The organism is Acinetobacter sp. YZS-X1-1, assembly GCF_000804305.1.
Lineage (GTDB): Bacteria > Pseudomonadota > Gammaproteobacteria > Pseudomonadales > Moraxellaceae > Acinetobacter > Acinetobacter variabilis.
In genome coordinates, this window is sequence record NZ_JWHB01000007.1 from 1 (window position 1) to 24,420 (window position 24,420).

18 protein-coding genes are annotated in these 24,420 nt (G+C 42.0%); 15 read left to right on the plus strand and 3 right to left on the minus strand.

The genetic code is table 11. From position 1 onward, the window contains the following. Nucleotides 1–577: 577 nt before the first annotated feature. From RJ01_RS06065 to RJ01_RS06125, 13 genes are all read left to right on the plus strand, one after another. Entirely contained in the window at nt 578–1,918 is a 1,341-nt protein-coding gene (locus RJ01_RS06065; RefSeq protein ID WP_005234426.1) for an MFS transporter, read from the plus strand. A 40-nt stretch (nt 1,919–1,958) separates the two neighbouring features. Further along, nucleotides 1,959–4,505, plus strand: coding sequence for a nitrite reductase large subunit NirB (gene nirB / locus RJ01_RS06070; protein ID WP_034170376.1), 2,547 nt, complete (start codon nt 1,959–1,961; stop codon nt 4,503–4,505). A 24-nt stretch (nt 4,506–4,529) separates the two neighbouring features. Beyond that, nucleotides 4,530–6,140 carry a nitrite reductase small subunit NirD gene (gene nirD / locus RJ01_RS06075; RefSeq protein WP_034170377.1) on the plus strand — a complete coding sequence of 537 codons (1,611 nt, stop codon included), beginning with the start codon at nt 4,530–4,532 and terminating at the stop codon, nt 6,138–6,140. 185 nt (nt 6,141–6,325) lie between these two features. Next, entirely contained in the window at nt 6,326–9,106 is a 2,781-nt protein-coding gene (locus RJ01_RS06080) for a nitrate reductase (RefSeq protein WP_034170378.1), read from the plus strand. Next, the gene (locus tag RJ01_RS06085; RefSeq protein ID WP_034170379.1) at nt 9,103–9,741 is read left to right on the plus strand and encodes a molybdenum cofactor guanylyltransferase; all 639 of its coding nucleotides are present in this window, start codon (nt 9,103–9,105) and stop codon (nt 9,739–9,741) included. Before RJ01_RS06080 ends, RJ01_RS06085 begins: the two co-directional genes overlap by 4 nt. Nucleotides 9,742–9,876: 135 nt before the next feature. Further along, the gene (gene moaA, locus RJ01_RS06090) at nt 9,877–10,929 is read left to right on the plus strand and encodes a GTP 3',8-cyclase MoaA (protein WP_034170380.1); all 1,053 of its coding nucleotides are present in this window, start codon (nt 9,877–9,879) and stop codon (nt 10,927–10,929) included. Between the two features lies 1 nt (nt 10,930). After that, complete coding sequence (locus RJ01_RS06095; RefSeq protein ID WP_034170381.1) at nt 10,931–11,182, plus strand: MoaD/ThiS family protein; 252 nt, start codon at nt 10,931–10,933, stop codon at nt 11,180–11,182. A gap of 1 nt (nt 11,183) precedes the next feature. Further along, on the plus strand, nt 11,184–11,732 hold the full coding sequence (locus RJ01_RS06100) for a molybdenum cofactor biosynthesis protein MoaE (protein WP_034170382.1): 549 nt from the start codon (nt 11,184–11,186) through the stop codon (nt 11,730–11,732). A 49-nt stretch (nt 11,733–11,781) separates the two neighbouring features. Next, complete coding sequence (gene moaCB, locus RJ01_RS06105) at nt 11,782–12,705, plus strand: bifunctional molybdenum cofactor biosynthesis protein MoaC/MoaB (protein WP_034170383.1); 924 nt, start codon at nt 11,782–11,784, stop codon at nt 12,703–12,705. Next, nucleotides 12,705–13,934 carry a molybdopterin molybdotransferase MoeA gene (locus RJ01_RS06110; RefSeq protein WP_034170384.1) on the plus strand — a complete coding sequence of 410 codons (1,230 nt, stop codon included), beginning with the start codon at nt 12,705–12,707 and terminating at the stop codon, nt 13,932–13,934. The genes moaCB and RJ01_RS06110 overlap by 1 nt, the downstream gene beginning before the upstream one ends. A 14-nt stretch (nt 13,935–13,948) precedes the next feature. Beyond that, nucleotides 13,949–14,710, plus strand: a complete 762-nt coding sequence (gene modA / locus RJ01_RS06115; RefSeq protein ID WP_034170385.1) for a molybdate ABC transporter substrate-binding protein — start codon at nt 13,949–13,951, stop codon at nt 14,708–14,710. Between the two features lie 26 nt (nt 14,711–14,736). Next, nucleotides 14,737–15,420 (plus strand): molybdate ABC transporter permease subunit, encoded by a 684-nt coding sequence (modB, locus tag RJ01_RS06120; RefSeq protein ID WP_034170386.1) that lies wholly within the window; start codon nt 14,737–14,739, stop codon nt 15,418–15,420. A gap of 1 nt (nt 15,421) precedes the next feature. Further along, nucleotides 15,422–16,063 (plus strand): ATP-binding cassette domain-containing protein, encoded by a 642-nt coding sequence (locus RJ01_RS06125; protein WP_005234447.1) that lies wholly within the window; start codon nt 15,422–15,424, stop codon nt 16,061–16,063. On the opposite strand, the gene RJ01_RS06130 is transcribed toward RJ01_RS06125, so the two are convergent. The 3 genes from RJ01_RS06130 to RJ01_RS06140 all read right to left on the minus strand — a co-directional run bounded on the left by RJ01_RS06130 (nt 16,053) and on the right by RJ01_RS06140 (nt 21,344). Then, nucleotides 16,053–18,605 (minus strand): EAL domain-containing protein, encoded by a 2,553-nt coding sequence (locus RJ01_RS06130; protein WP_034170387.1) that lies wholly within the window; start codon nt 18,603–18,605, stop codon nt 16,053–16,055. The two genes, RJ01_RS06125 and RJ01_RS06130, sit on opposite strands and share 11 nt — an antisense overlap. A 150-nt stretch (nt 18,606–18,755) precedes the next feature. Then, entirely contained in the window at nt 18,756–20,342 is a 1,587-nt protein-coding gene (locus tag RJ01_RS06135) for a sensor domain-containing diguanylate cyclase (RefSeq protein ID WP_034170388.1), read from the minus strand. A gap of 504 nt (nt 20,343–20,846) precedes the next feature. Beyond that, nucleotides 20,847–21,344, minus strand: a complete 498-nt coding sequence (locus tag RJ01_RS06140; protein WP_004783133.1) for a Dps family protein — start codon at nt 21,342–21,344, stop codon at nt 20,847–20,849. Nucleotides 21,345–22,010: 666 nt separating this feature from the next. Between RJ01_RS06140 and katE the strand changes: the two genes are divergently transcribed. After that, nucleotides 22,011–24,134, plus strand: coding sequence for a catalase HPII (gene katE / locus RJ01_RS06145; RefSeq protein WP_034170389.1), 2,124 nt, complete (start codon nt 22,011–22,013; stop codon nt 24,132–24,134). A gap of 57 nt (nt 24,135–24,191) precedes the next feature. Continuing rightward, nucleotides 24,192–24,401: a hypothetical protein gene (locus tag RJ01_RS06150; RefSeq protein WP_034170390.1), complete on the plus strand. Its 210-nt coding sequence runs from the start codon at nt 24,192–24,194 to the stop codon at nt 24,399–24,401. The last annotated feature ends 19 nt before the right edge of the window (nt 24,402–24,420 follow it).

A 24,420-nucleotide genomic window follows, 5' to 3' on the forward strand; every position in this document is an offset into this window, starting at 1 on the left:
TTTTAAGCTAAAAGTGTCAACACACCCTAATGTTGCTAGTACGTAATTATTTAAAAAATATGGAATAAATTTTTATTAATCTAGATATATCCAAAATTTAATTGAAGTAGATAATTTGAAATTAAAATTTTCCAAATTTAATTGTATTAGACACATTTAGATGCTTAATTAGCTAACTCATTTAAAAAATTTAAATTTTAACTACAAATTTTTCTTTAATTAAAAATATCTAGTTTGATTATGTTCTTCCTTGCACTAAAGCTGTGCCAAATAGTGCAGTGAAGTGGCAATTTTAAAATCCAGATATAAATATGCTGAGAAAAATAAGAGAGAGCTTGGTTCGAAGTCACTATAATTTAGAAAAAATATAAAAGTACTTTTAGATAAATAATATAAATACAAATACTTATTTATAGAATTATTTTATTGGCACGCTTTGTGCTTAATAGAATTTGAGTCAAAGACGACTCTAAAGAAATTTGTAAGACGGCCAATGACGTCCGTTCTGATCGCATCTGGTGTGCAGCGATTCGCATAGCAGATAAGCCTATACGTTCAGTTCTGGAAGGAGATGGTGATGTCTTCAAATTTATATGAAAAGAAAGCAACAAAAATAAGTCTTTTGAATTTCAGCAGCGCAGCAATGAGAGCCTTCCATATGAGTTGGCTCGCGTTTTTTGTCTGCTTCTTTGCCTGGTTCGCCTGTGCACCGCTGATGCCTGTGATCGCGGGTGAATTCAGCTTAACCAAAGATCAAATCGCCAATATCAATATTGCAGCAGTCGCGATCACCATTCTGGTTCGACTGATTGTCGGTCCGCTATGTGACAAATATGGTCCACGGAAAACCTATACCGCCTTACTCGTACTCGGCAGTATCCCGGTCTTTGGTGTGGCCTCTGCGAATAGCTATGAATCCTTTCTGTTTTTCCGCTTACTGATTGGCGCCATTGGTGCAAGTTTCGTCATTACCCAATATCACACCAGCATCATGTTTGCGCCGAATGTCGTGGGTACTGCAAATGCTGCATCAGCAGGTTGGGGAAATGCCGGTGGCGGTGCGACTCAAGCCTTGATGCCATTACTTCTGGCTGCGCTGGTGCTGTTCGGTGTTGAACAGGCGATGGGCTGGAGAATTGCCTTAATTGTTCCAGGCCTGATGATGCTGATCGTTGGTGCATTGTACTGGAAATTTACCCAAGACTGTCCACAAGGCAACTTTAAAGAACTGCGTGCAGCAGGAATTCAGGTTGGTAGCGAGAAAAAAGGTGGCATGGCAATTCTGATGCATGCGGCCCGTAACTACCGTGTCTGGATTTTATTTGGCGCTTATGCGGCCTGTTTCGGTATCGAAATCTTCATTCATAACATCGTAGCCATGTACTACGTAGAAAACTTCAGCTTTGGTTTAAAAGAAGCAGGTATGACGGCCGGGATCTTCGGTCTGCTAGCACTGTTTGCCCGTGCACTGGGTGGCATTGTTTCAGATAAAGTCGCCATCAAAAAAGGCCTGGACGGACGTACCAAAGTGCTGTTTGCCATGATCTTGATGGAAGGCTTATTCCTGATTTTATTCTCGCAAATGAACAGTGCCATGCTGGCCATTATCACAATGACTGTCTTCGCATTATTTACCCACATGGCATGTGGTGCAACGTATGCGCTGGTGCCATTTATTGACCGGGATGCTTTAGGAGGTGTGGCTGGCATTATCGGTGCAGGCGGTAACGTGGGTGCGGTCGCAGCAGGATTCTTACTTAAAGGCATGCTGGATATTCAAACCTGTCTGATGGCACTTGGCGGCCTGGTCGTGATTGCAGCAAGTTTTGTTCTGATGATTCGCTTCTCGGTTGAGCATAAAGCCAAAGAGCAAAAGCTGTATGAAGAAGCTGTCCTTGAACGAAACAACCTGGCTTAAAACACAAGATACAAGATTTAGAAAATTTAGGAGAAGGAATATGAAACTGGTAATGATTGGCCATGGCATGGTAGGACACAAATTTATTGAATCTGTGCTTGAGCATGCAGGTGATGAGGTTGAAATCACGATTCTGGCAGAAGAGCCGCGTCTGGCTTATGACCGTGTACATTTAACTGAATATTTCACTGGAAAATCAGCCAAGGATTTAACCCTTTGCCGTAATGACTTTGCAGATGCGTATGGAATTGATTTGCGTTTGAGTACCAAAGCGACTGCAATCGATACTGTTAATAAAACAGTCACCACTAATCATGGCGATGTGATTGCTTATGACAAACTGGTTTTAGCTACCGGCTCCTATGCTTTTGTTCCACCAATTCCAGGCAACGACCGTGAAAACTGCTTTGTTTACCGTACCATTGAAGATCTGGATGCAATCCGGGCAGCGAGCCTGAATGCCAAAAACGGTGTTGTGATCGGTGGTGGTTTGCTGGGCCTGGAAGCGGCAAAAGCGCTGCGTGACCTGAATCTGGAAACGCATGTGGTCGAATTCGCACCACGCCTGATGGCAGTACAGATTGATGATCTTGGTGGCAAAGTATTGCGCAGCAAAATTGAAGATCTGGGCGTTAAAGTCCATACCCAAAAAGCCACCTCGTCTATTGAAGATGGTGTCAATGCCAAGCACGTGATGAAGTTTGGTGATGGCGCTGAACTAGAAACCGACATCATCCTGTTCTCTGCGGGGATCCGTCCACGTGACGAACTGGCACGTCAAAGCGGCCTGGCGATTGGTGAGCGCGGCGGGATCATGATCAATGATTATTGCCAGACTTCGAACCTAGACATTTACGCGATTGGTGAATGTGCGCTGTGGAATAACAAGATTTTTGGTCTGGTTGCGCCAGGCTATGACATGGCACGTATTGCTGCGAAACATGTACTGCAAGAAGAATGTGCAGCATTTGCTGGCGCAGACATGAGCACCAAGTTGAAACTGATGGGAGTTGATGTTGCATCAGTTGGCGATGCACATGCCATGACACCAGGTTCACTGAGCTACTTCTATGCCGATGAAGCGGCACAGATCTACAAGAAAATTGTAGTCAATGCAGAAAAAACCAAACTGCTCGGTGCAGTGCTGGTGGGTTGTGCTAAAGAATATAACGACCTGCTGCAAATGATGCTGAATGGTCTGGAAATTCCAGAAAATCCGGAAAGCCTGATCATGCCAGGCTTTGACCAGGCAGCAGCGAAAACTGGTGGCAGCGGTGTAGATCTGCTTCCAGACAGCGCGACGATTTGTTCATGTAATAACGTATCTAAAGCGGATATCTGTTCTGCGATTGCCGATGGTTCAACTTCTCTCGGTGCTCTGAAAAAATGCACCAAAGCCGCAACGGCTTGTGGTGGCTGTGCACCGCTGGTGACGCAAGTCCTGAAGTCTGAATTACAACGTCAAGGCGTTACCGTAAACAACCATCTCTGCGAACACTTCGCTTATTCACGCCAAGAGCTGTATCACCTGGTACGTGTTAACGAGATCAAAACTTTTGATGACCTGATCCATCAACATGGTCATGGTATGGGCTGTGATATCTGTAAACCGACTGTGGCAAATATATTGGCATCTTGCTGGAACGACTTTGTACTGAAGCCAAGTCACGCCGGTTTACAAGACAGTAATGACTATTACTTGGGTAATATCCAGAAAGACGGTTCGTACTCAGTTGTGCCACGTATGGCGGGCGGTGAAGTGACACCAGAAGGCCTGATTGCAATTGGTCAAATTGCTAAAGAATACGGTCTGTATACAAAACTGACTGGGGGCCAGCGTGTCGATATGTTTGGTGCGCAACTCCATCAACTACCTGAAATCTGGGAAAAACTGATCAATGCCGGTTTTGAATCAGGCCATGCTTACGGTAAATCACTACGTACAGTGAAATCTTGTGTCGGTAGCACTTGGTGCCGTTATGGCGTAGATGATTCTGTTGGTTTGGCAATCTTCCTGGAAAATCGTTACAAAGGTCTGCGTTCTCCACACAAACTAAAAATGGCCGTGTCTGGTTGTACCCGTGAATGTGCCGAAGCGCAAAGTAAAGACGTGGGTGTCATTGCCACTGAAAAAGGCTGGAACCTCTATGTCTGCGGTAACGGCGGTATGAAACCGCGTCATGCTGAACTGCTGGCATCAGATCTGGATACACAAACTTTAGTCCGCTATATCGACCGTTTCTTCATGTTCTATATCCAGACTGCGGACCGTCTGCAACGTACTTCAGTATGGCGCGACAATCTCGAAGGCGGCTTAGATTACCTGAAAGATATCGTGGTAAATGATTCACTGGGTCTAGCAGCGGAATTAGAACGTCGCATGGAGCATGTGGTGGGTACTTATCAGGATGAATGGCGTACTGCGATTGAAGATCCTGAAGTGCGTAAACGCTTTAAAACCTTTATCAATGCCAAGGCTGAACAGCAAAACGATCCGCACGTTCAATTTACTGAAGTGCGTGGTCAGATCCGTCCAAAAACTGAAGCTGAACGCAATGCCAGCCGTATTCCGGTAGTTGAAGCCTGATTCAAAGAATAAAGGAGCAAGAATATGACAATGTTTAAAGATATGAATGAACTGAATTGGGTTCAAGTATGTGCACTGGATGACATTACACCAAATACTGGCGTAGCGGCATTGGTAGAAGATCAGCAAATTGCTTTGTTTCGTGTGGGTAATGAAAAGCGTATTTACGCTTTAAGCAATCAGGATCCATTTAGTAAAGCATTTGTGATGTCGCGCGGCATCATTGGTGATCTGCAAGGCGAGCGTGTTGTCGCTTCACCAATTTACAAGCAGCATTTCAGTCTGGCGACTGGGCGCTGTCTGGAAGATAAAGATCAAAAACTGCTGGTATTTCCAAACAAAATTGAAAATGGCAAGGTATTCATTAGCCCAGTGCCACAAAAAACCTATATTACCAACAACGGTGTTTCACCGGAAAAAATGAAACTGGTACTGGTCGGTAATGGTCTGGCAGGCATGCGTTGTCTGGAAGACCTGCTGGATATGGCACCAGACCGTTATGAAATTACCGTGATTGGTGAAGAGCCTTGGGGCAACTACAACCGCATCATGCTGTCGCCAGTGCTTTCTGGCGAGAAAACCATTGATGACATCATGCTGCATCCGCATGCATGGTATGCCGACAAAGGTATTCGTCTGATTGCAGGTGATCCGGCGGTTCGTATTGATCGTCCGCGTAAGCAGGTTTATACCGAAAAAGGCGAAGTGATCAGTTATGACCGTTTGATTCTGGCGACAGGTTCCAAGCCATTCGTTCCGCCAATTCCAGGTAGCGACTTAAAAGGCGTACTTAGCTTTCGCGACATCTATGATGTAAATACCATGCTGGACTACTGTAAAACCAAGAAAAATGCGGTGGTGATTGGTGGAGGTCTGCTGGGTCTAGAGGCGGCTTATGGCCTGAAACAGCAAGGCATGAATGTCACAGTATTGCATCTGATGGATCGCATCATGGATCGCCAGCTGGACAGTAAAGCCAGCCAGATGCTGAAAACAGCGATTGAGCAGAAAGGTATCAATATTCTGACTGAAGCGAATACCGAATGTCTGATTGGTGAAGACGGTCATGTGACCCAAGTGAAACTCAAAGAGGGGACTGTGCTGGATGCCGATCTGGTGGTGTTTGCTGTGGGTATTCGTCCAAATATCGCATTGGCGCAAAGTGCCGGTCTGCGTTGTAACCGCGGTGTGCTGGTGAATGACACTATGCAGACTTTTGACCCAAGTATTTATGCGGTGGGTGAATGTATCGAGCACCGTGGTCAAACCTTTGGTCTGGTTGAACCACTGTGGGGCCAGGCGTTCATTTGTGCATCACATCTGGCCGAGCATGGAAGCCTGACCTTTAAATCGCCAACCGTTCCGACTCAGCTGAAAGTGAGTGGTTGTGACGTGTTCTCGGCAGGTGACTTCGAACCAAAAGATGATTTTGAAGATATCGTGCTGAATGACGAGAAACGTCAGATCTATAAACGCATTATTATTCAAAAAGATAAAGTCATTGGTGCAGTGCTGTTTGGTGATACTGAAGACGGTGCCTGGTATGCCGAACTGATTGCAGATCAGACACCGATCACTTCGATTCGAAATAAACTGCTGTTTGGTCGGGATTTTGCATTAAAGAAAGCAGGGTAATCCATCACATAAATCTTCCCTAACCCCTCTTTAAAAAGAGGGGAATCTCCCTCCTTTAACAAAGGAGGGTTGGGGAGGATTAAAGCTTTTGAGACCAAGAAAAAATTTAAATCAAACCTGTAAAAGCTAGACATTTTAGATTTGGCGAGATAAGTGAATTTAGATGATTAAGGAGCACAGCAGCAATGAATAGTATCCCAGTAGTGGAACTGCATAGCTCCACAGAATTAAAAACTAAAACCACACAGACCACTTGCCCATATTGTGGCGTGGGTTGTGGTGTGACTGCACATGTAACGCCGACCACATCAGGCCCGAAAGTGACTGTTGAAGGCGATGCCAACCATCCTTCTAATTACGGCAAGTTATGCATCAAAGGCAGTAATCTGGCAGATACTTTAGGACTGGGAACCCGTTTACTGCAGCCAATGCTGGGTCGTAAAGATCAGCGTGAAGTTACCAGTTGGGATACTGCAGTTTCTTCCATTGCCAATAAATTCCAGCAATGCATCGATCAATATGGCCGAGACAGTATTGCGTTTTATGTCTCAGGTCAATTGCTGACCGAAGATTATTACGTGGTGAACAAATTCGTCAAAGGCTATCTCGGTACGGCGAATATTGATACCAATTCACGCCTGTGTATGTCTTCAGCTGTTGCTGCACATAAACGAGCTTTTGGTGAAGATCTGGTTCCAGCCAGCTACGAAGATTTTGAACATACCGATATGGTGGTACTGGTCGGTTCCAATACCGCTTGGTGCCATCCAGTGCTGTATCAGCGCATTATGAAAGCCAAGGAACAACGTGACCTGTTTGTAGTCGTGGTTGATCCACGCTTTACCAGTACCTGCGAAGCAGCAGATTTGCATCTGCCAATTCTGCCGGGTCAGGATGTGGCGCTGTTTAATGGTTTATTACAGTACTTACATCAGCATGGTTACGTTGATCAAGCATTTGTTGCTGTTCATACCCAGGGTCTGGAACAGGCTTTAACGAGTAGTTCTACTGAAGCTTCGATTGAGGATGTGGCTGCACGTACCGGTATTTCAGCAGTTAAACTCACTCAATTCTTTGAAAAATTTGCCCAGACTGAAAAAGTAATGACCTTGTTCTCCATGGGCGTAAACCAGTCATCACGTGGCGTCGATAAAGCCAACAGTATTATTAACTGTCATTTACTCACCGGTAAAATTGGCAAGCTCGGTGCAGTGGCATTTTCCATGACCGGTCAGCCAAATGCCATGGGTGGCCGCGAAGTCGGTGGCCTAGCCAATATGCTGGCTGCACATCTGGATTTAGAAAATCCGGGACATCAGCAGCTGGTACAAAGCTTCTGGCAAAGCCCAACCATTGCGACGCAGGTTGGTCTCAAAGCAGTCGATTTATTTCAGGCCGTTGAAAGCGGTAAGATTAAAGCCATCTGGATTATGGCCACCAATCCGGTCGTCAGCTTGCCAGATGCAGATCAGGTCAAACGCGCCCTGGACAAATGTGAATTCGTGGTAGTGTCTGATATCTGTCGGGATACGGATACCACACAATATGCTGATATCTTGTTACCTGCTTTAGGTTGGGGGGAAAAAGATGGCACCGTGACCAATTCAGAACGTCGTATTTCCAGACAGCGTGCTTTTTTAGATGCACCGATGCAAGCCAAAGCTGACTGGTGGGCGATCAGTCAAGTGGCTCAGAAGATGGGTTTCACAGGTTTTGATTTTAATAATAGCCATGACATTTTTTTGGAGCATGCCCAATTATCTGCTGAGCAAAACTCTGATTTAAGTCAGCGTTCTGAAACGCCATATTTCCGCTATTTTAATTTAAAAGGCCTAACCGATTTAAGCCTAGCTGAATATGATGAACTGAAACCGGTACAGTGGCCAGTATGGAGAAAAGATCAGGCAGAAGATTCAGTAGCTCAACTCTATAGCGAAGGCCAGTATAGCCATGCAGATGGCAAAGCCAAATTCATTGCAATTTCAGCGGTCAATCCGGTTCATCAAACCTCTAGTGAATATCCTTTAATTTTGAATACTGGCCGGATTCGTGACCAATGGCATACCATGAGTCGTACCGGTTTATCGGCGAATTTGAGTACGCACCGTGCCGAACCTTACTGTGAAATTCACCCGAATGATGCACTAAAATACGGGATTCAGGATGGTGAATTGGTTGAGGTGAAATCGCAGTGGGGCAATTGTGTCTTGCGTGCGACTATTAGTGACAATATCCGCCGTGGACAGGTCTTTGCCCCGATTCACTGGAATGATCAGGTCGCATCCGATGCCCGGATTGGCAAGGTGGTGAATCCGGTAGTGGATGCTATTTCGGGTGAGCCAGAATTCAAACATACTCCGGTTATCATCTATCCATTTTATAGCCAGTGGCAAGGCGTATTTTATGTGCGTCAAGGCTTTGAAAAAATCGTACAGCCGTCGATTGAAACCACCGTGTGGTGGACTAAAATCACTACCAGCAAGGCAATACGTTATGAACTGGCAGACCGGAAGAAATTTAGCTACACCACTGAGCATTTAAAAGAATTATTGCCATTTCAGGACGAAAGTTTTGAATGGCTGAATCTTGAAGATCAGACCGCCCACATCAGTCATAGCGTGATACTTCAGGATGGTCATGTGATTGCCAGTCTATATATTGCACCGAAGGCCTTATTGCCGGACCGCGACTGGGTGGCAAGTCTGTTTAAACGTGAACGTTTAAGTGCTATGCACCGTAAAGCCCTACTTGCCGGACAGCCGATGTCGATGGCAAATAATGAAGGTCCACTGGTGTGTAGCTGTTTTAAAGTCGGTAAAAACCGCATCATTGAAACCATTAAAACTAAAAATATTACGGATGAAAAACAGGTGACCGCATGTTTAAAAGCCGGAGGGAATTGTGGTTCGTGTTTACCTGAAATCCGTGGCCTGATTAAAACATGTCAATTGGAGACGGTAGAATGAAAAAAGGAGCCGAGAGAGAAAATAATAAAACAGCCTATCCACGTACTGATCTGGTAATTCTGGCGGGTGGACAGGCAAGACGCATGAATGGCATCAATAAACTGTTGCAGAAATTCGATGACCAGATTCAGCTGATCAAGATTCACCAACGGCTGAAATCGAATGTTGCACAGGTCTGGATTAATAGCCATCGCGACTATTCCATTTACCACAAACTTATTCCCAGTGTTCATTATTATCAAGATGATGAGCCGGGCTTTCATGGGCCGTTAATGGGTATGAAAAGTGCCTGGTCGCATGTGCAGTCGGATTATGTGCTATTTGTCCCTTGTGACCTAACTTATATTCCTTCCAAAGTATTGATTAAGTTACACCAGGCTCTAGCCAAAAACAGCCTGGCTGAAGTGGCCTATGTGGAAATTAACGGCAAGCCACTTTATCCATTTTGTCTGGTCAAACGCAGCAGTCTGGCAAGCCTGAAATTACATCTTGAACAGGAACAGCGCAGCCTTAAACACTGTTTTGCTGATTTGCACGCACAAGTAGCACGTTTTAAAAATCGTGCGCTATTTTTTCACAGTATTAACTCGCTGGATGAACTGCAACAGTATCAACAGCTCAAATTTCTGCACTAAAAACTGAATATTTTGTTTTTGGCACAAAGTTGGAACACTTATTGCAAATCTAATTATTACAAGATTGGGCGATTTGAGTTTCGCGCACTGCATATGTGCAACAACCCACCCAATGCCTGAAGATGGATGTTCAACATGAATATGATGACACAGCTTAAAAATGATGCCTTGTTTGTCGATCAATTCGGTCGTGGCAAGCGCAAGCTAAGGATTTCAGTGACCGATCGCTGCAATTTTAAATGTGTTTATTGTATGCCTGAACATCCAGAATGGATGAAAAAACACGATCTACTCAGTTTTGAAGAGCTGTATCAGTTTTGCGATTTTATGGTGCGTCATGGTATCCAGTATATCCGCATTACCGGTGGTGAGCCTTTAATGCGTCAGGGCGTAGTGCATTTTGTTGAACAACTGCAAGCGTTGAAAAAGCTGGGATTACAACGTATTTCCATGACCACCAATGCGCATTACTTAAAACAATATGCACAAGCCTTAAAGCAGGCAGGACTGGATGACCTGAATATCAGCCTGGACAGTCTGGATGCTGATCAGTTTAAGCAGCTAACTCAAAAAGATTTGGCACCTGTGCTGGAAGGAATTCAGGCAGCACAAGCCGCTGGATTACCGATTAAGATCAATACCGTATTGATGCAGGGTATCAATGATAATCAGATCCTGCCATTAGCGCGCTGGTCAGTTCAGCAAAATATTGTCCTGCGCTTTATCGAATTTATGCCACTTGATGGTGATCACAATTGGTCTACTGAGCATGTAGTCAGTGAACAATACATTTTAGAAACTTTGGCGACTGAATTTAAGCTCACTCAAAAAACTAATAATTCTTCCCAATCAGCTTCGGAACCCGCACGCCAGTATTTAATTGATGGCCATCCGATTGGAATTATCTCAACTATTACCAACTCATTTTGTGGCAGCTGCGACCGCTTGCGATTGACTGCACAAGGTGAATTTTATAACTGCCTGTTTGCACCTCAAGGCTTGAATCTTAAAAATGAAATCAAATCATTAAATTCATCTACCGCTCTAAGTGAGTTGAATTTGTATGGCGCTTTATCCAGATATATCTGGAACAAAGAACAGGGCTTTCATGCTATAGAGCAGCGCTTGAAAAATCAAAGTATGAATCAAAACAGCCGCAAAATTAGTATGCACATGATAGGAGGTTAAGATGTCACAGATCAGAATCAGAATTGAAGCCTTCGGTGCGGTAGAACGACAGTTACCGCAAGATCTCGAAATTATTTGTAAATCTCAAAGTACCGTATCTGAGGTTTTGAATCAGGTGGGACAAGATTATCCAGATGCATTTGGCATGATTGAACGCTGTGCCTGTGCCATCGGTGAAGACATCATTTCACGTCAGACACCTCTTCATGCTGACAGTACTTTGGTGCTGTTATCACCTGTAGCAGGAGGCTGAAATGAGCGAATTCAAGCAATTTTCTAGGATTCAGGATACTGCTTTAAATCTAGAAAGTCTTGATCCGATCCAGTCTTTTCCTGAATGTGGTGGAGTCGGCGTATTTATCGGAACGGTACGCAATCACCATGAAGGTAAAGCGGTCAAGGCACTGAAATATACGGCCTATGCACCTGTTGCAGAAAAAATGATTCGCCAGATTGAACAGGAAATCCAGGCCAAATACGGCGTGTCCTGTGTGCGGGTGATTCATCGAATTGGGGCATTAGATATTGGTGAAAAAGCCATTATCGCGATTGCTTATGCTGCACATCGACGTGAGGCTTTTGCCGCTTGTGAGGAAGCAGTGGAGCGGGTTAAACATGAAGTACCAGTCTGGAAAGAAGAGTTTTATATGGATGGCAGCAGTCAATATGTTGAGGGATGTTGTATCCGTAAAGATGTAGAAACTGCTCACATGCATCATCATCCAAAACATTCAGATGAGACGTATCAACATTGCCATCATGCCAAAGAGAATACGCCATTCATCTATCAATGGCCAATATAAGTCAGAACATACACACGTTTAAAGAAGAAATGAACTATAGGATCATGCAATGAAAAATGTCGGGATGAAAGCAGAAAGTTATCGGACTGCAGTAGCTACAGGGATTCTGCATGCACCGCCACATTGCATTGAATTATTACGGAATGGCAATACGGAAAAGGGTGATGCACTAAAGACAGCTCGCATCGCCGGGATTTTGGGGGCTAAACGAACCGATGAACTGATTCCACTTTGTCATCCCTTACCAATTTATCGTGCAGATGTGGAGTATGAGCTGTGTGATGCGCATGTCGAAATTATTGCCACAGTAGAGACTATTGGTCCAACTGGTGTGGAAATGGAAGCTTTGACTGCCGTTAGTCTGGCTGGATTGACCCTTTACGATATGCTCAAACCACATTGTGAACCGGAAGATCTATGTCTGGATCAATGTAAATTACAAAAGAAAAAAGGCGGTAAATCGCATTTTACCCGTGTCTTAAAAGAAGCCTTGCCAGCATCCATCATTGTGCTTTCAGATACAGTCGCTGCCGGTAAAAAACCGGATACAGCAGGGCAAAATGTCCTAGAAATATTACAAGAAGCCAATTTTGAAAATATTGCCTATCAGGTAATTCCAGACGACCCTGAACAGTTATTGGCACTAGTTGAACAGCAAAAAAATGACTATCCATTGATCCTGACTGTGGGTGGAACAGGCCTAGGTCCTAAAGATCTAACGGTTGAAACTTTACAGCCTTTACTGAAACGGGAAATTCCTGGACTCATGGAAGCTTCACGCAGTTTCGGGCAGAAACGCACGCCTTATGCGGCTTTAAGTCGCGGCGTTGCTGGCTATATTGATAACAGTTTGGTAATGACTTTACCGGGCAGCCGACAAGGGGCAAAAGAATCTTTAATTGCTGTACTACCAGCGTTGGTACATTTATTTGATGTGCAAAAAAATATTCCACATCAAGGCGGTTATCAATAATGTCTGGATGCGGAGCAGAACATGGTCTGATTACAGTAGATCAGGCTTTAGAATTAATTTTGCAGCATACTCAAGTGTTAGCAACTGAACGATTGAAGTTGAATCAGGCCTTAAATCGTTATCTGGCAGAAGATATTTATTCTGAGATTAATCTACCGTTATTTTCGCAAAGTGCCGTAGATGGTTATGCACTGTGTACCCAATCTGCAATTGAACCAGAACGAGAATTCCACTTGATTGGTGAAATTCGGGCGGGACAACAGGGTGAACTGCAACTTCAGGATAGTCAGACCGTCAGGATTTTTACCGGCGCTAAACTTCCCCTCGGGACTACTACGGTCGCACGTCAGGAAATCGTTCAAGCGATCGATTTATCCAGAATCAAAATTACGGAACAGCTTAAAGTTCATGCCGATATTCGCGATGTGGGCGAAGAAATTTCAGTCGGGCAATTATTAGCCAATAAAGGTCAGCAACTGTCAGTCGGTGCAATTGCCTCTCTAAGCATGGCGGGGATCAATAATGTTGAGGTTCTTCAATATCCTAAAGTGGCTGTAGTTATTACAGGTGATGAAGTTGCTGAAAGTATAGAAGACTTTGTAGCGGGTAAAATCTTTGATGCCAACGGTCCCTTAATTGAAGCTTGGTTTCAGCAAGTCGGGCAGCAGGTTGAAATTTTTCATGTTGCAGATACTGAGGCGGCAGTACGGAATCTCATTCAAGAATTATCAGCAAGCCATGACCTGATTTTAACCACGGGTGGGGTATCTGTCGGAGATTATGATTTCATTCGGCCTGTAGCACTAAATTTAGGTTTCGAACAGATATTCTGGAAAGTAAAACAGAAGCCGGGCAAGCCGATGTTCTTTGCCCAGTTACAGCGCGATGATAGTTCACATTGTTATCTGCTGGGCTTACCGGGAAATCCCGCAGCAGTGTATGTGGGCATGCAGATATACACCGCAACTTTATTAAATGCCTTTCAAGGACACAAATCTCAGCCGAACTGGTTTAATGCTGTACTCACCCATGATCTAAAAATGGATGCCAGAGAGCGCTTTTTAAGAATGTCCGCCAGTTTTGAGCAGTCGGTTTTACGAGTTAAAAGTCTGCCCAAACAGCAATCACATATGCTGAGCAATCTCATGCAGGCCAATTGTCTGGTTCGCATTCCTGCGGGAGCAGTTTTATCTGAAGGACAGATTGTGCGCGGTTTATTTATTCATTAAGGAACAGAACAATCATGAAAAAATCCCTGTTTTTCTCGGTCTGCCTAGCCTCTATATTTTCAGCTGCACATGCAGATACTGTCAAAATTTATGCCGCAGCCAGTCTGACCAATGCCATCAGCGATATTGAAAAAATTTATGAAAAGCAACATCCTAAAACAGATGTTGTAGCGGTATTTGGTGCTTCATCAGCCTTGGCGAAACAGGTCGAAGCAGGGGCCAGTAGTGATCTATACTTTTCAGCTGATCAGGATTGGATGAATTATCTGGTACAAAAGAAACTGATAAATTCCAGTTCAGTTCATCCCATCCTGTTAAATCAGTTGGTGGCCATTAGTCCCAAACATCTGACTATTCATTTTAAACCCCAATCCAGTTTTAATTTCGCCAAAGCCTTTCAAGGACGATTGTGTACTGGACAGATGGAGTCAGTGCCTGCCGGGAAATATGCCAAGCAAAGTCTGACCAAACTGAACTGGCTAGATCAGTTAAAGGGGCGGATTGTGGGCACTGATGATGTTCGTTCAGCCTTGGCTTTTGTTGAACGTGGTGAGTGTGATGTGGGCATTGTCTATAAAACTGATGCCTTAATCAGCCAAAAAGTGAAAATTATTGGTACCTTCCCGGCAGATTCGCATCATCCGATTATTTATCCGATTGCGTTGACCAAACAGGGCGAAAAAAATGCGGATGCCATTCAATTTGAACAATTTATACAAAAAAGTACACAGGCCAAAGTCATCTTTCAAAAATATGGATTTAGGCTGAATCCCTAGACAATGACTGGAGAAATAACTGCAAGATGTTAAGTCTAGAAGAACTAAGTGCGCTATATCTGTCTGCCAAAGTGGCCAGCTTTGCAACCTTATTCTGCTTACCTTTTGCAGTAGCATTGGCTTGGGTTTTGGCCAGATATGAATTTCGGCTTAAGTTTGTGGTCGAAGCATGTTTGCAATTACCTATGGTGCTGCCACCTGTGGTCTTGGGTTATCTGCTTCTGGTGCTGTTTGGCAATCAAGGCATGATTGGCCAATATTTCAATACACTCGGACTGCAACTGGCATTTAACTGGAAAGGGGCGGTATTGGCCTCGATGATTGTCGCATTCCCATTGATGGTGCAACCGATTCGTCTGTCTTTTCAGCTTATGAATCAGCAACTCGAACACATCGCAGGTTCATTGGGCGCAGCACCGTGGAAAGTATTTTGGAGTATCAATTTACCTCTGGCGATTCCCGGTATGCTGATGGGCAGCATCTTGTGTTTTAGCCGCAGTCTGGGTGAGTTTGGCGCCACCATTACTTTTGTGGGAAATATTCCGGATGAAACCCGCACTATTCCCATCGCAATTTACTCCTTACTGCAACAACCAAATGGTGAAGAAATGGCGATGCGTCTGGTGACATTGTCTATTTTCTTGGCATTTACTGCCTTAATTGCCAATTATTTTATTTTGCAAAACTATCAACGGAAATTGGGAGGCTGAAATGTTGAAATGTGATTTTCAATATCAACAAGCCGATTTCGGGTTGAATATTAAACTGGAAATGTCGCAGCAACTATTAGGGATTGTCGGTACATCTGGAAGTGGAAAAAGTACTTTACTCAAAAATATTGTCGGACTATTAAAACCTGACCAAGGATATATTCAGTTTAATCAGCAGGACTTAATCAATACAGAAAAGAAAATTAATATTCCAATGCATCAGCGCAAGATTGCATTAGTTTTCCAGAATGCTTTGCTGTTTCCACATATGAACGTGCAGCAGAACCTATGCTATGCAGAAAAACTGGTATCTAGAGAAAATCGAAAATTCCAGTTTGAAGACATCGTAGAATTATTAGAATTAAAACCTTTAATATATCGTAGAGCACACCAGCTCTCAGGTGGAGAAGCGCAGCGCGTTTCTATTGGCCGAGCATTACTGTCTTCACCGAATCTTTTATTGCTGGATGAACCTTTAACAGGCCTGGATCAGCAGTTAAAACAACAGATTTTACCTTTTCTAAAACGGATGAAAGATGAGTTAAATCTACCCATGATTTATGTGACCCATCATTTAGAAGAGTTAGCTTACTTAGAAGCTGAAACTGTACAGTTCAAACAGGGCATATTAATCAGGAACTGATTAACTCCAGCTGATTGAGCCGGGCAGGTTTTGCATAATAAAAACCTTGCAGATAATCACAATGATGCGATTTTAAACACTCAGCCTGTTCAGGATTTTCAATTCCTTCCGCAACAACTTCCAGATCCAGCTTATGTGCTAGGGTAATCATAGCTTCAATAATTGCCTCATCTCGTAGATTGCCGGGTAAATGCTGGACAAAGCTGCGATCCAATTTGATCTCATCAATCGGTAAGCTACGTAAATAACTTAAACTCGAATAACCAGTGCCAAAGTCATCTACCGACACTTTAATACCCAAAGCCCGGACATTTTTTAAGATCTCAATCGACTTATCACCGCTAGCAATCAACATACTTTCAGTTACTTCCAGTTTTAGTAACTCATGTGGGAATTCAATTTCTGCTAATAATTGCTGTAGATCGCTTAGGAATCCGCTTCTTTTAAACTGTAAAGGAGATAGATTGATGGCAACCGAAATTTGAGTCTCATGCTGCATATTCCAGGCTTTGACTTCCTCACAAGCCTGTCTGAGTACCCATTCGCCGATCGAGACGATTTGACCGGTCCTTTCTGCAAAAGGAATAAAATCGGCAGGAGAAATAAAGCCTTTTTCTGGATGTTGCCAGCGGATCAAAGCTTCCAGACATTTGACCTTACCCGTTTCACTGTCCAGAATTGGCTGATAAAACAGTTTAAATTGCTGTTCATGCAGCGCGACCATCAGTTCATGACGAAGCTGTACATAATCTACCTTCGGTAAAGGCTCTTTCGTGAAATTATACCAGTGCCAGGTATTACCCCCTTCGGCATTGGCGTCACGCATGGCATCTTTAGCAGCATTGATAAACTGCTTAACACATTTAATGTCTGGATCAGCATCAGCGACACCAATACTGGCACTCAGGTGAATATCATAGCCATCCACATGGAAAGGTTGAGATAATCCGGCGATGATTTCTTCGGCACGTACAGCGACTTGCTTGAGATCAGTCATTTGAGTTAATAAAATTGCAAACTCATCTCCTGAAAATCTGGAAATCACATCTTCAGGCTGCAGATTTTGACTCAGACGATTGCCCACCAGTTTTAAAATTTTATCGCCAATATCATGACCGAGGCTTTGATTCAAAGGTTCAAAATCATCCAGATCCAGATATAAAAGCACCAGATTTGCAGAACCTGTCTGAGCTAAATGCAGTTTTTCCTGTATCACTTTTTCAAACAGCTTATTGTTAATAAAGCCGGTTAAATGGTCATGTGATTCCTGATAAGCGATTAGTTCTTGCTGGGCAACATGCTGACTCACATCCTGTTGAATAGCAATAAAATGAGTGCATTTATGATTTTCATCAAAGACCGGGCCGAGATTCAGCTTGTTCCAGAACCAGTGTCCATCCTTACGATAATTTTTCAGGACAATCTTGATTTCAGATTTATTCTGAATGGCTTCGCTGATTTGCTGGACGCTTTCCGCTGAAGTATCGGGTCCCTGCAAGATGCGGCAATTTTTCCCTTTGAGTTCTTCCAGACTATAACCGGTAATCTGCTCAAAGGCCGGATTAACATATTCAATAGGCTGGTCATTTTCTGCCGAAGTTAAAATAATGCCATGCGGATTTGCATCGACACTACGTTTCATTAAGCGCAGCATTTCATTGTTTTGATAGCGTTCAGTAATGTCGCGTGCCACGCTAAAGATACCGACAATTTCCTCATTCACTTTAATTGGCAAAAAAGTTAAATCGAGCCAGTATTTCTGTCCTGCCGAGTTATGTGCCTGAACTTCAAGATGTCCAGTCAAGCCATGCTTGGCCTGCTCAAAGGCTTCTAAGGCAAGAGGGCGATGTTCAGGTTCAATAAAATGATCAATTTTAGTTCCGATATGCGATTTAACACCAACTTCGTTAAAAAACTTGGTGGCCAGATTGGCATCTACAATATTGCCATCCAGATTGTGCTCAAAAATTGCATCGGGATGAAAAGAGAAAAATGACTGATATTTATCTTTGAGTTGATTTCGTTTTTTGCGTTCTTCATACAGCTCAAAGGTTAAGGCGATCAGCGAAGCTGCATATTGCAGCAGGTCAATTTCATTGGGAGTAGGAGACTTGATCGAACGATAATACGTACCAAAAGAGCCAAAAAGTTTGCCACTCCCATGGGCAATTGGTACGGACCAGCAGGCTCTTAAACCATTTTGTTTAACCAGATCTTTATATGCGACCCAGTTTGGATCATTGAGTAAATCCTCACAGACCACTAAACGACGATGATATGCAGCTGCACCACAAGCGCCTACATTCGGACCGATTTTTAGATCCTTTAAAGCGGCTATATATTCTCTGGAAAAATAGGCTGGTTCTTTTATTAAATTAAGCGTTTGTTCCTGTTCCGAATACAACATGACAGATACCAACGCATCCGGAATTTTATCCCCTAACCATGCGGTAATCGCATCTATGATATCCTCTAAGGCAGCAGCTTGACCAATCAGATTAAAAATCTCTTGGCTGGTGCCTCCATTATAAAAAGAAGTCATATTGTATCCTTAAGTATAAACCTCTATATAAACCTAGAAGTATTAGAGAAATTATACTGTTTTTTGGAATTAAAGATCTAAACGCTATAACACAATAACAAAATAATATATTTAAATTATCTACTTAATAACTGTATAAAAATATTATTACTAGGCACTTTTTTCACCTGTCACCACACGATTTCTCCCTAAATGTTTGGCTTGATATAAATTTGTATCTGCTTGTTTTAAAACTTCTTTAATATCAGAAGAAGTTAAAGGCCAGTGTGCAATACCAAGTGAGGCAGTCACTACACCAACTTCTAGTAAATAAATCGATGCCAGTTTGTGCCTTAATCTTTCAGCAATTTTAGTGGCTTGTGAAATCTCTTTAACTGGCGCAAGAATAATAAACTCTTCACCGCCGACCCGACAGCAAATATCCTGTTCACGAAAACTTTCCCGAATGAATCCGGCAACTTTGGTTAATACCACATCACCCATATCATGCCCATGACGATCATTAATTTTCTTGAAATAGTCAATATCTAAAACCACCACAGCAAAATAAATTTTATTGCTAATCAAATCATTTAAAAATAGTTCAAAGCCACGGCGATTATAAAAGCCGGTTAAAGGATCGGTTAAAGTGTCCTGTTTAAGTTCTTCGATTTCCTGATTAAAAACGTTTACGCTAGATAATAGGGACTTCTTGAATTTAAAAACTTCAAAATACCAAGGCTTAATATGATTAATCTTTTCAGTGATACCTGGATCATTCAAATGACTTGCCATTTTGGCAAGATCATTTAATGGAGAGGTAATAAATTTTGAAATACGCCAGATGATTAAAAAGATAATAATATAGATAACAAAAATTGTGCCAATCACTTTGTAGGCAAGAAGACGGGCTTGGGCGAATAAATCTTCTGTAGGCTGCTGAAACACCACGGTCCAGTTAGTCGTAGGAATTTTTGCAAAACTTACTAGTTCGCTAACTCCCATATCGTTGTTTAATTTTATTTTTCCTGAGCTATGAGACTCCATATAAGCTAAACCGGTATTGTGTTGGAATGTTTTTCCAATTTTCTCTCTTTCTGGATGATAAATAATTTTATCTTCTTTATCAAAAACATATAAATAGCTATTTTTATAACCATAATTTTCGCTTAAAAGTGTCTTTAATAAGGATTCTTCATGTAAATAGATAAACCCTGCAATAAAGCCTTGGTATTTATTATTCTGATCAAAGATGGGAAAACTAACCAGGACGACTAGATTACCTTTTAATGAATAATATGGTGAGGAAATATAAGGCTTCTTTGATTCGAGTGATTTGCTAAAGCCCAAAGACCGGATAATCGCAACTTTATCTAATTTCAAGGTTTCAGGCGCATATTCGATGACATGACCATCTGCATCGCTGATCAAAACACTGCTAAAAGAATTAGATTGTTGAATCAATCTGTTTAATTCAGTTTTTAATAACTGCTCATTATGAAAGCCATTATTAATAATATTGGCACTGAGGCTTAAATCATTAAATATATTTTTAAAATATAAATCAGAAATAGAAGCAACTTTAGCTGCATACTCATAATTAGTTGCAAGAGAATTATTAATCAGTTGCTGTCGGTGAATTACATTGCTCACAATCAATGTAATTGAAAAAAGAATCACCAGACTCACAAGTAAAAGGATTAAAATCAATTTACGTAAATTAAGTTTGAGTGAAATGAGCAACTTTTGAACACTCATAACTTAATCCCTTAAATCCTTCAGAAATACAAAATGTATACAATATATTTCAATAATTATATTATGTGATGTGGTTCTCTATTTTAGATGAATAATATTCAGTTTGTAAGCATTTTTGAAGCTTAATCTGTTGCTTATTTTGTAAGCAGAAATGGTTTGGTCCATTTTTTCAATATATTTAAAAGATATGGAAAAAGCCTAAGATCAAAAAAATAATAAAATACTGATTTAGTAAAAATTATATTTTTATAATATAAGAAAATTTTACTTAAAAGCTAAATTTTCTATCTAGCCTAATATAATTAAATAGATAATAAATAAAGATTTATTGATTAAAAATAATCTTTTAAAAGGTAAATATTTATTTTTCAAAGCCTTCACTATAGGGTGAAAAGTGGGATAAATAAGTGCTCAAAAGGATATCAATTAAATTTGAACACTTATTTATTTTAGGAAAAGCTAATTTTCTGATTTTACAGTTGTTTTCTTAATGAGAAAAATTAATTACTCTAAAGTACTTCGTAACATCCAGGCTGTTTTTTCATGCACATCAAGACGTTGCGTGATTAAATCTGCAGTCGGTTGATCGTTGACTTCATCAACAACTTCAAAAAGATTGCGTGCGGTACGAGCTACCGTTTCATGAGCATTTACCAATAAACGCAACATTTCTTGGGCGTCTGGTACACCTTCTACTTCTTTAATAGCAGTCAGCTTAACAAATTGCTGGTAAGTGCCGGGTGCGGCAAAGCCTAAGGCTCGGATACGTTCTGCAATCAGATCAAGAGCATTCCACTGTTCGGTATATTGGGTCATAAACATACTGTGCAGACTATTGAACTGTGGTCCGGTGACATTCCAGTGAAAGTTGTGGGTCATTAAATAGAGGGTATAGCTGTCTGCCAATAATTTAGATAGACCTTCGACGATTTTGGCACGGTCTTCGTAAGAAATACCAATATCAATTTTCATAGCTTTAGCATTTTTTTCTGAAGAGCCCATGTTTTACTCCTTAACAATTTTGTAGAGAGATATCTTTTAAAATAGAAGTTTGCCAGTCATGGCTGAAAAGATAAGAAATCTTGGCAGTATGACCTTTTATATGAAATAGATTTTTGCCACTATTTATATGTGGAAATAACTTAAGTACTTCTGAGTTATATAGTTTATAGGACGGGCAAAGATATAAGTTTAGGCGTTCTGTATAGCCTGGTGACAGGATTGTAACTGTATAAAGAAATTAATTTTACCTTATAAAACTCAAATGTCTGGATCAGTTTTTTTAAAAACTTGTTTTCACTTTTAGATGATTAAGCCTTTGTTTCATGATTTTATCTTTTAGTAAAAACTATCAGCTTTAAATTTTTCGAACTTTGTGATCTTTACTCGGTAAAAAAAAAACTGTGTAGTTAAGAAAAATAACAGAACTGTGCCTTTATTAAACAAGCCACTACAAAGACTCAGCAATGTATTCGTCAAATCTCGTTATGTTAGGGATACAGACGAAATCAATAAAAAGATCTTCATACTCAGCAACAGCTCACCACATACAGATAAAAGTGGAACTTTATTTTTCTGTAAGAACGGCAAGATGTTGAATAAAACTCAAGCGAATTTGAGATAGGCAAAAAAGACTTCACTAAACTCAAGATCAGCAAGGAAAATGTCATGAAAATTAAGGCGAACAGTCCAGCCACAGGTAAAAATGGTTTAGATAAGCAGAATACCAATAAAAAAAGTGAGCAGCTTGATGCATATCGTAGCGACTCAACCGAACAGGCACTGACTACCAACCAAGGTGTCAAGATTTCGGATAACCAGAACAGTTTAAAAGCGGGCGTTCGTGGAGCAACTTTAATGGAGGATTTTATTCTCCGTGAAAAGATTACCCATTTTGACCATGAGCGTATTCCAGAGCGAATTGTGCATGCACGTGGTGTTGGGGCACATGGTTTTTTTGAAGCTTATCCAGGCAATGAAAAATGGACTAAAGCCGGGTTTTTAATCAATACCGGTGCTCAGACTCCAGTCTTTGTTCGATTCTCTACAGTACAAGGTCCTCGCGGTTCAGCAGATACGGTACGTGATATTCGTGGTTTTGCGACCAAGTTTTATACGGATGAAGGTAACTTCGACCTGGTGGCTAATGATGCGCCAGTGTTCTTTATTCAGGATGGCATCAAGTTTCCTGATTTTGTCCATGCGCTGAAACCTGAACCACAAACCGAGATTCCATCAGGTGCGTCAGCACATGATACTTTCTGGGACTTTGTCTCTCTTGTACCTGAATCTGCACATGCGGTGATGTGGGCAATGTCGGATCGTGCAATTCCACGTAATTTACGATCTATTCAAGGTTTTGGTGTGCATACCTTCCGTTTAATTAATGCTGAAAATAAAGCTGTTTTTGTGAAGTTCCACTGGACGCCTAAACAAGGTCTGACACAGCTGGTATGGGATGAAGCGCAAAAACTGGCAGGTAAGGATCCGGATTTCCATCGTCGTGATCTATATGAAGCAATTGCTTCAGGTAATTACCCGGAATGGGAATTAGGTGTACAGATCGTTCCTGAAGAAGATGAAATGAAATTTGATTTTGACTTACTGGATGCAACCAAAATCATTCCGGAAGAACTGGTTCCAGTGACTCCAATTGGCCGTATGGTGTTGAACCGTAATGTTGATTATTTCTTTGGTGAAACTGAGCAGGTAGCCTTCTGTCCAGGGCATGTTGTACCAGGCATTGACTTTACCAACGACCCGCTACTACAGGCACGACTGTTCTCTTATACTGATACTCAGCTGAGCCGCTTGGGTGGTCCAAACTTCCATCAGATTCCAATCAATAAGCCGGTTTGTCCATTCCATAACAATCAGCGTGATGGCCTGCATCAACGTCTTATTCACACCGGACAGGCCAACTACGAACCAAACTCGATTGATGATAACTGGCCAGCTGAAGCACCAGGTGCGACTCAGGCAGGTGGCTTCGAAAGCTATCAGGAACGTATTGACGGTCATAAAATCCGCCAGCGTAGTGAGTCTTTTAATGATCACTTCACTCATGCCCGTTTATTCTATCAAAGCCAGGCACCACATGAGCAGAAGCATATTATTGATGCCTATGTCTTCGAACTGAGTAAAGTACAGCGCCAAAATATCCGTGAACGTGAAGTGCTTGAAGTGCTGTGCAATATTGACTTGACGCTGGCTCAACAGGTCGCGGATCAATTAGGTATTGAAATCCCAGCTGAGAAAAAAGCCGCAAAACTGCCTGATGTTCTGATTTCTAAGCGTCTGTCTTTTGAAGCGTTTAAACCTGCCGATATTAAGGCACGTAAAATCGCAATTCTGGCACATGACAAAGCCAATGAAGCCAGTATTAAAGCTGTACAGGCTTGGGCTGAATCAGAGAGTGCTGTGGCTGATGTGTTAACACCTCGTCCAGGACCAGTTCTGAGCCAGCAAGGTACAGTGATCCCATCTGATGGTATGCAGAAAGCTGAACCGTCGATTGCCTATGATGCTGTGGTTATTGTCGATGGTGATAACTATGACATGGTGCTGAAAGATGGTATCGCGACTCACTATCTGCTTGAAGCTTATAAGCACCTGAAACCGATTGTCTTCCTGGGAGATAAAGGTCAGCTGATTGAAGATCTAAAACTGATCAGTGATGAAGGTACTTTGGCGAATTCGCAGTTCGAAACAGTGCAAGACACCTTTAAGACCTTGATCATGAATCATCGTGTTTGGGCGCGTGAATTGATCTCAGAAACAATTCCTGCATAAATACCATGAGAATAGAAGCTTCGGCTTCTATTCTCTATTTCAAGGAATAAAACTTTTATGGCGAGACCAGATCCTAAAAAATTACTGGCACAGATACAAAATGCGCAATGGAGCAGGGAACAGGATATTTATCTGATCGAACATAACCATTTACCTATGAGTCAACTTAGAGAAAAATTGCCTTTTAGTGAAGAAGAAATTATGGCACGCCGTAAGGTACTAGGACTGATGACCCGTTTAAAACAGATGAAAAGACTTTTTCCTTAACTGGCTTTCATCAAATGAC

Bases quoted from the DNA above. Each gene is read 5' to 3' on its own strand.
- RJ01_RS06140 (WP_004783133.1), bottom strand. From the start codon at position 21,344: ATGGGCTCTTCAGAAAAAAATGCTAAAGCTATGAAAATTGATATTGGT.
- RJ01_RS06110 (WP_034170384.1), top strand. From the start codon at position 12,705: ATGTCTGGATGCGGAGCAGAACATGGTCTGATTACAGTAGATCAGGCT.
- RJ01_RS06065 (WP_005234426.1), top strand. From the start codon at position 578: ATGTCTTCAAATTTATATGAAAAGAAAGCAACAAAAATAAGTCTTTTG.
- modB (WP_034170386.1), top strand. From the start codon at position 14,737: ATGTTAAGTCTAGAAGAACTAAGTGCGCTATATCTGTCTGCCAAAGTG.
- modA (WP_034170385.1), top strand. From the start codon at position 13,949: ATGAAAAAATCCCTGTTTTTCTCGGTCTGCCTAGCCTCTATATTTTCA.
- RJ01_RS06125 (WP_005234447.1), top strand. From the start codon at position 15,422: ATGTTGAAATGTGATTTTCAATATCAACAAGCCGATTTCGGGTTGAAT.
- moaCB (WP_034170383.1), top strand. From the start codon at position 11,782: ATGAAAAATGTCGGGATGAAAGCAGAAAGTTATCGGACTGCAGTAGCT.
- RJ01_RS06130 (WP_034170387.1), bottom strand. From the start codon at position 18,605: ATGACTTCTTTTTATAATGGAGGCACCAGCCAAGAGATTTTTAATCTG.
- RJ01_RS06095 (WP_034170381.1), top strand. From the start codon at position 10,931: ATGTCACAGATCAGAATCAGAATTGAAGCCTTCGGTGCGGTAGAACGA.
- nirD (WP_034170377.1), top strand. From the start codon at position 4,530: ATGACAATGTTTAAAGATATGAATGAACTGAATTGGGTTCAAGTATGT.
- RJ01_RS06135 (WP_034170388.1), bottom strand. From the start codon at position 20,342: ATGAGTGTTCAAAAGTTGCTCATTTCACTCAAACTTAATTTACGTAAA.
- RJ01_RS06150 (WP_034170390.1), top strand. From the start codon at position 24,192: ATGGCGAGACCAGATCCTAAAAAATTACTGGCACAGATACAAAATGCG.
- RJ01_RS06080 (WP_034170378.1), top strand. From the start codon at position 6,326: ATGAATAGTATCCCAGTAGTGGAACTGCATAGCTCCACAGAATTAAAA.
- RJ01_RS06085 (WP_034170379.1), top strand. From the start codon at position 9,103: ATGAAAAAAGGAGCCGAGAGAGAAAATAATAAAACAGCCTATCCACGT.
- nirB (WP_034170376.1), top strand. From the start codon at position 1,959: ATGAAACTGGTAATGATTGGCCATGGCATGGTAGGACACAAATTTATT.
- katE (WP_034170389.1), top strand. From the start codon at position 22,011: ATGAAAATTAAGGCGAACAGTCCAGCCACAGGTAAAAATGGTTTAGAT.
- RJ01_RS06100 (WP_034170382.1), top strand. From the start codon at position 11,184: ATGAGCGAATTCAAGCAATTTTCTAGGATTCAGGATACTGCTTTAAAT.
- moaA (WP_034170380.1), top strand. From the start codon at position 9,877: ATGAATATGATGACACAGCTTAAAAATGATGCCTTGTTTGTCGATCAA.